General features: G+C 73.9%; 2 protein-coding genes. Both read left to right on the forward strand.

Features of this window, described 5'->3' with window-relative positions; genetic code table 11:
• Positions 1–3,720, forward strand: a 3,720-nt coding sequence (locus tag VGR37_13415) for an amino acid adenylation domain-containing protein (protein ID HEV2148395.1), incomplete at its 5' end; no start/stop codon positions are given.
• A partial coding sequence (locus tag VGR37_13420) for an amino acid adenylation domain-containing protein (protein ID HEV2148396.1) occupies positions 3,717–7,216 on the forward strand: 3,500 nt, incomplete at its 3' end. The genes VGR37_13415 and VGR37_13420, both read left to right, overlap by 4 nt.

Here is a 7,216-nt window from a genome sequence, read left to right on the forward strand (position 1 = left end):
GGCAGGAGGGAGATCGAGGGGCTGATCGGCTTCTTCGTCAACACGCTGGCGCTGCGGCTGGACCTCTCGGGCGCGCCGACGGTGGGGGAGCTGCTGGAGCGGGTGCGGGAGCGCGCGCTGGAGGCGCAGCAGAACCAGGACGTCCCCTTCGAGCAGGTGGTCGAGGCGGTGCGGCCGGCGCGCAGCCTGGCGCACAGCCCGCTCTTCCAGGTGACCTTCGCCTGGCAGAACGCGCCCGGGGGCGAGCTGGAGCTGCCGGGCCTCACGCGGGTGCGGGCCGGCGGCGGCGCGCGGCAGGAGAGCGCGAAGCACGACCTGTCGCTCTCGCTGGGGGAGTCGGGCGGGCGGATCGCCGGATGGGCGCAGTACGCGACGTCGCTGTACGACGGCGCCACGGTAGAGCGCTACCTGGGCTACCTGCGCCGCGTGCTGGAGGCGATGGCGGCGGACGAGCACCGGGCGGTGGACAGCCTGCCGCTGCTCTCGGAGGAGGAGCGGCGCCAGCTGCTGGAGGTGTGGAACGACACCGCGGCGCCGTACCCGGCAGACCGGTGCATCCACGAGCTCTTCGAGGCCCAGGCCGAGCGGATCCCGGACGAGGTCGCCGTGGTCTTCGCGGACAAGCGGCTCACGTACGCGGAGCTGAACCGGCGGGCGAACCGGCTGGCGCACCACCTCCTGGGGCTGGGCGTAGGGCCGGACACGCGGGTGGGCATCTGCGTGGAGCGCGGCCTGGCGATGATGGTCGCGATCCTGGGAGTGCTCAAGGCAGGGGGGACCTACGTGCCGCTCGACCCCGAATACCCGGGGGAGCGGCTCCAGTACATGCTCGAGGACAGCGCACCGGCGGCGCTGCTGACCCGCGGCTCGCTGGCCGGGCTGTTCGAGGGGACCGGAGTGGCGGTGGTCGACCTCGATGCGGAGCCCGCCGGCGGGCCGGACACGAACCCTTCGCGCGAGCGCGTGGGCGTGACGCCGGAGCACGTGGCTTACGTGACCTACACCTCCGGCTCGACCGGCCGTCCCAAGGGCGTCTGGACGGTCCACGCGAAGGCGCTCAACCTGATCCACTGGTACGGGCGGGAGTTCGGTGTCGGCGAGAGCGACCGGGTCCTGGTCGCCACGTCGTACAGCTTCGACGGAACGTACCGGAACATGTTCGCCCCGCTCTTCGCGGGCGGGCAGCTGCACCTGGCCGCGGAGCCGTTCGACCCGCGCGGCATCGTCGAGCAGATCGCCGGGAGCGGGATCAGCATGATGAACCTGACCCCGACGGCGTTCGGAGCGCTGGTCGACGCGGCGCACGGTGGTGAGCTGGCCGGGATGCGGCTGGTGATCCTGGTGGGGGAGCCCGCGCAGCCGCGGAAGCTGCTCGAGCTGCCGGAGCTGCGGCCGGCGCTCGTCAACCTCTACGGTCCCACCGAGTGCTCGGGGATCGTGACGTACCACCGCCTCTCCGCGGACCTGTCGGCCTACCTCGCCCGGCCGGTGCCGGCCGGACGGCCGATCGCCAACGGGCGGATCTACGTGCTGGACCCACACGGCGAGCCGGTCCCGACGGGCGTGGTGGGGGAGGTGCACATCGGCGGAGTGCCGGTGGGGCCGGGATACCAGAACCGGCCGGAGCTGACCGCCGAGCGCTACGTGCCGGACCCGTTCGGCGTCGAGCCCGGAGCACGGATGTACCGCACGGGGGACCTGGGCCGGTGGCTGGCGGACGCTGCGCTGGAGCTGGTGGGGCGGAACGACCTCCAGGTGAAGGTGCGGGGCTACCGGATCGAGCTGGGCGAGGTGGAGGCCGCGCTGCTGGCGCACCCGGGAGTGCGCGAGGCGGTCGTGGCGGCGCGGGAGGATACGCCCGGGGAGAGGCGGCTGGTGGCGTACTGGGTGGGCCCGGAGGAGGTGGGCGTGGACTGCCTGCGCGCGCAGCTCCTCGAACGGCTCCCGGAGTACATGGTGCCTGCGGCGTACGTGCGGCTGGAGGCGCTGCCGCTGACGCCCAACGGCAAGCTGGACCGCAGGGCCCTCCCGGCGCCCGAGGGGGACGCCTACCCGGCGCGCACGTACGATCCGCCGGTCGGGAAGGTGGAGCAGGCGCTGGCGGAGATCTGGTCGGACCTGCTGGGCCTCGAGCGGGTCGGGCGGCAGGACCACTTCTTCGAGCTGGGCGGCCACTCCCTGCGCGTCGTGCAGGTGGTCTCGCGGCTCAGGCAGAGCCTCGGGGTGGAGGTCCCCCTGGGAGAGGTCTTCCGCCTCCCCGTGCTGGCGGAGCTCGCGCGTCGCGTCGCGGCCGCGGCCCGCGCGGACCTCCCGCCCATCGAGCCGGCGGAGCGCACCGCGCCGCTGCCGCTCTCCTTCGCGCAGCAGCGGCTCTGGTTCCTGGAGCGGCTCGGCGGGGTCGGGAATGCCTACCACGTCCAGCGGTGGCTGCGCCTGCGAGGGGAGCTGGATCGTGCGGCATTGCGGCAGGCGCTGGATCGGATCGTGGCGCGGCACGAGGCGCTGCGCACGAGCTTCTCCCTGGCCAGCGGCGAGCCGGTGCAGCGGATCACCCCGCTGGAGGAGAGCCGCTTCTCCCTGGTGGAGCACGACCTGCGCGCCGAGGCGGAGCCCGAGGAGGTGCTGCGCCGCCTGATGGCGGAGGAGTCGGGCGTGCCGTTCGACCTGGAGCGGGGGCCGCTCATCCGCGGGTGCCTGGTGCGGCTCGGAGAGGACGAGCACGTGCTGCAGGTGGCCATGCACCACGTCGTCTCCGACGGCTGGAGCATGGGCGTGCTCACCCGCGAGCTGAGCGCGCTCTACGCCGCGTTCCGCAGCGGGGAGGCGGACCCGCTGCCGGAGCTGGCGGTGCAGTACGCGGACTACGCGGTGTGGCAGCGGCGCTGGGTGGAGGGAGAGGTGCTGCGCCAGCAGGCGGAGTACTGGAAGCGGACACTCTCCGGTGCGCCCGAGCTGCTGGAGCTGCCCACCGACCGCCCGCGCCCCGCGCAGCAGGACTTCGCGGGCTCGTTCGTCGGCCTGGAGCTGGACGGGGAGCTGACGGCGGGACTGAAGGCGCTCTCGCAGCGGCGGGGGACGACGCTGTTCATGACGCTGCTGGCCGGCTGGGCCGCGGTGCTCTCGCGCCTCTCGGGGCAGGAGGACCTGGTCGTGGGCACGCCCACGGCCAACCGGGGCAGGAGGGAGATCGAAGGGCTGATCGGCTTCTTCGTGAACACGCTGGCGCTGCGCGTGGACCTCTCGGGCGCGCCGACGGTCGCGGAGCTTCTGGAGCGGGTGCGGGAGCGCGCGCTGGAGGCGCAGCAGAACCAGGACATCCCCTTCGAGCAGGTGGTCGAGGCGGTGCGGCCGGTTCGCAGCCGGTCGCACACCCCGCTCTTCCAGGTGATGCTCTCGGTTCAGAACACGTCCGCCCGTACGCTGGAGCTGCCGGGCCTCACGGTGGGTGCCACGGGCCCGGCGTCGCCGTCGACCGCGAAGTTCGACCTGTCGCTCGCTCTCGCGGAGCGGGACGGGGGGAGGATCGTCGGCGGGGTGGAGTACGCGACGGCGCTCTTCGAGAGGGACACGGTGGAGCGCCACCTCGGCTACCTGCGCCGGGTTCTGGAGGAGATGGTGAGGGACGATGGACAGGTCGTCGGCCGGCTGCCGCTCATGAGCGCGGAAGAGCAGCGGCTGGTGCTGGAGGACTGGAACGACAACGTGGAGATCGCGCTGTGACCATCACCACCCTCCTGGAAAGGCTCGGCACGGCCGGGATCCGGCTGCGCGTCCACGACGGCGAGCTGCGCGTCGTCGGCAACCGCGCGGCGCTGGACCCGGAGACGGTCGGCCAGCTCCGCGAGCACAAGGCGGCACTGCTGGAGATCGTGGGCGGCCACGGCTGGGGCGCCAGGGGCGGCGGCCCCTGCATCCACGAGCTGTTCGAGGCACAGGTGGAGCGCACCCCGGATGCGGCCGCGCTGCTCTGCGGGGACCGCTCGCTCTCCTACGCAGAGCTGAACGCCGGGGCCAACCAGCTGGCGCACCACCTGCGAGACCTGGGGGTGGGGCCGGACTCGCGGGTGGGGATCTGCCTGGAGCCCGGCCCGGAGATGATGGTGGGCGTGTTCGGGGTGCTCAAGGCCGGGGGCGCCTACGTGCCGCTCGATCCCTCGTACCCGGAGGAGCGGCTGGGCTACATGCTCCGGGACAGCGCGCCTGTGGTGCTGCTGACCCGGGCTTCGCTGGAGGACCGCTTCGCCGGGACCGGCCCGTCCATGCTCGACGTGGGAGCGCAGGAGCCCGCCTGGACGGGCGCTCCGCGCACCAACCCGGAGCGCGGGCGCGTGGGGCTCACGCCCCGGCACCTGGCCTACGTGATCTACACCTCCGGCTCCACGGGGCGGCCCAAGGGCGTGCGCGTGGAGCACGGCAGCCTCGTCTCCACCCTGGTCGCGGCGCGCGAGGCGTTCGGCTTCGGGCCCACGGACCGGGTCCACGCGCTGGCGAGCTTCGCCTTCGACATCTGGCTCTTCGAGTCCCTCCTCCCCCTCCTGGCCGGGAGCGGCGTCCGGCTGGTCACGCGCGAGGAGGTGCTGGACGTGCCGCGCCTGGTGGCGGAGCTCTCCGGGTGCACCGCGGTGCACGCCGTCCCGGCGCTGATGCGCCGCATCGTCCAGGAGGTGCGGGCGGCGCCGGAGGGGACGTTGCCCGCGGTGCGGCGCGTCTTCGTGGGAGGGGACGCGGTCGCTCCCGAGCTGCTGGCGGAGATGCGGGCCGTCTTCCCGGCGGCGCAGGTGCACGTGCTCTACGGACCCACGGAGGGGACGATCATCTGCGCGGCACACCGCGCCAGCCCGGAAGCGGCCTGGCGGCAGATGGTGGGGCGTCCGCTCGGCAACGCCGCGCTCTACGTGCTGGACGCCGAAGGGAGCGCGGCGCTCGTGGGCGCGCCGGGGGAGATCTGCCTGGGCGGGGGGAGCGTCGCGCGCGACTACCTGGGACGGCCGGAGCTGACCGCGGAGCGCTTCGTCCCCGATCCGTTCGGGAAGGAGCCGGGCGGGCGGCTGTACCGGACGGGAGACCAGGGGCGGTGGCTGCCGGACGGGAGCATCGAGTTCCTGGGGAGGAACGACGCGCAGGTGAAGGTGCGGGGCTTCCGGATCGAGCTGGGGGAGGTCGAGGCGCGGCTCCTGGAGCACCCGGGCCTGCGCGAGGCCGTGGTGGTGGCCCGGGAGGACGACGCAGGGGAGAAGCGGCTGGTCGCGTACTGGGCGGGGCCCGACGAGGTGCGAGCGGACGGCCTGCGGGCCTACCTCGCGGAGCGGCTGCCGGAGTACATGGTGCCGGCGGCGTACGTGCGGCTGGAGGTGCTGCCGCTGACGCCCAACGGGAAGCTGGACCGGAGGGCGCTGCCGGCGCCGGAGGGGGATGCGTACGCGCGGCGGGGCTACGAGGCGCCGCAGGGCGAGGTGGAGCAGGCGCTGGCGGAGATCTGGGCGGAGGTGCTGAAGGTGGAGCGGGTGGGCCGCTCGGACCACTTCTTCGAGCTGGGCGGGCACTCCCTGCTGGCGGTGCAGGTGGCCTCGCGGGTGCGGCAGCGGCTCGGGGCGGAGGTCCCCCTGGGAGAGGTCTTCCGCGTCCCCGTGCTGGCCGAGTACGCGCGCACCGTGGCGGCGGCGGCCCGTGCGGACCTGCCGCCCATCGAGCCGGCGGAGCGCACCGCGCCGCTGCCGCTCTCCTTCGCGCAGCAGCGGCTCTGGTTCCTGGAGCAGATGGGCGGGCTGGGGAACGCCTACCACATCCCCTGGCGGCTGCGGCTGCGGGGGGAGCTGGATCGTGCGGCGTTGCGGCAGGCGCTGGATCGGATCGTGGCGCGGCACGAGGCGCTGCGCACGAGCTTCTCAGTGGCCGGCGGCGAGCCGGTGCAGCGGATCACCCCGAGCGAAGAGAGCCGGTTCCCCCTCGCGGAGCACGACCTGCGAGGAGCGGCGGAGCCGGAGGAGGAGCTGCGCCGCCTGCTCTCGCAGGAGTGGAGCACGCTCTTCGACCTGGAGCGGGGGCCGCTCATCCGCGGGTGCCTGGTGCGCCTGGGGGAGGAGGAGCACGCGCTGCAGGTGATCATGCACCACGTCGTCGCCGACGGCTGGAGCATGGGCGTGTTCACCCGCGAGCTGAGCGCGCTCTACGCCGCCTTCCGCAGCGGGGAGGCGGACCCGCTGCCGGAGCTTCCGGTGCAGTACGCCGACTATGCCGTCTGGCAGCGGCGCTGGGTGGAGGGAGAGGTGCTGCGCCAGCAGGCGGAGTACTGGAAGCGGACGCTCGCCGGCGCGCCCGAGCTGCTGGAGCTGCCCGCCGACCGCCCGCGCCCTGCGCAGCAGGACTTCGCCGGAGCCGCGCTGGGGGTGGTGCTGGACGAGGAGCTGACCGCCGGGCTGAAGGTGCTGTCGCAGCGGCAGGGGACGACGCTGTTCATGACGCTGCTGGCCGGCTGGGCGGTGGTGCTCTCGCGGCTCTCGGGGCAGGAGGACCTGGTCGTGGGCACGCCCACGGCCAACCGGGGCAGGAGGGAGATCGAAGGGCTGATCGGCTTCTTCGTGAACACGCTGGCGCTGCGCGTGGACCTCTCGGGCGCGCCGACGGTCGCGGAGCTGCTGGAGCGGGTGCGGGAGCGCGCGCTGGAGGCGCAGCAGAACCAGGACATCCCCTTCGAGCAGGTGGTCGAGGCGGTGCGGCCGGCGCGCAGCCTGGCGCACACCCCGCTCTTCCAGGTGACGCTCGCCTGGCAGAATGCGCCCGGGGGCGAGCTTGAGCTGCCGGGCCTCACGCGGGTGGGAGCCGGCGGCGCGGAGCAGGTGAGCGCCAAGTACGACCTGTCGCTCTCGCTGGGCGAGTCGGAGGGGCGGATCGTGGGCGGGGCGCAGTACGCGGCGTCGCTCTTCGGCCGGGGCACGATGGAGCGCTACCTGGGCTACCTGCGGCGGGTGCTGGAGGAGATGGCGGCCGGGCCGGAGCGGCCGGTTGCCGGGCTGGAGATGCTCCCGGAGGAGGAGCGGCAGCAGGTGGTGGAGAGGTGGAACGCCACCGAGGCGCCGTACCCGCGCGAGCTGTGCGTGCACCAGCTCTTCGAGGCGCAGGCGCGGCGCAGCCCCGACGCGGTGGCGCTCGTCTTCGCGGGCGAGGCGCTCAGCTACGCGGAGCTGAACGCCCGGGCGAACCGCCTGGCGCACCACCT

The organism is Longimicrobiaceae bacterium, assembly GCA_035936415.1.
GTDB lineage: Bacteria > Gemmatimonadota > Gemmatimonadetes > Longimicrobiales > Longimicrobiaceae > JAFAYN01.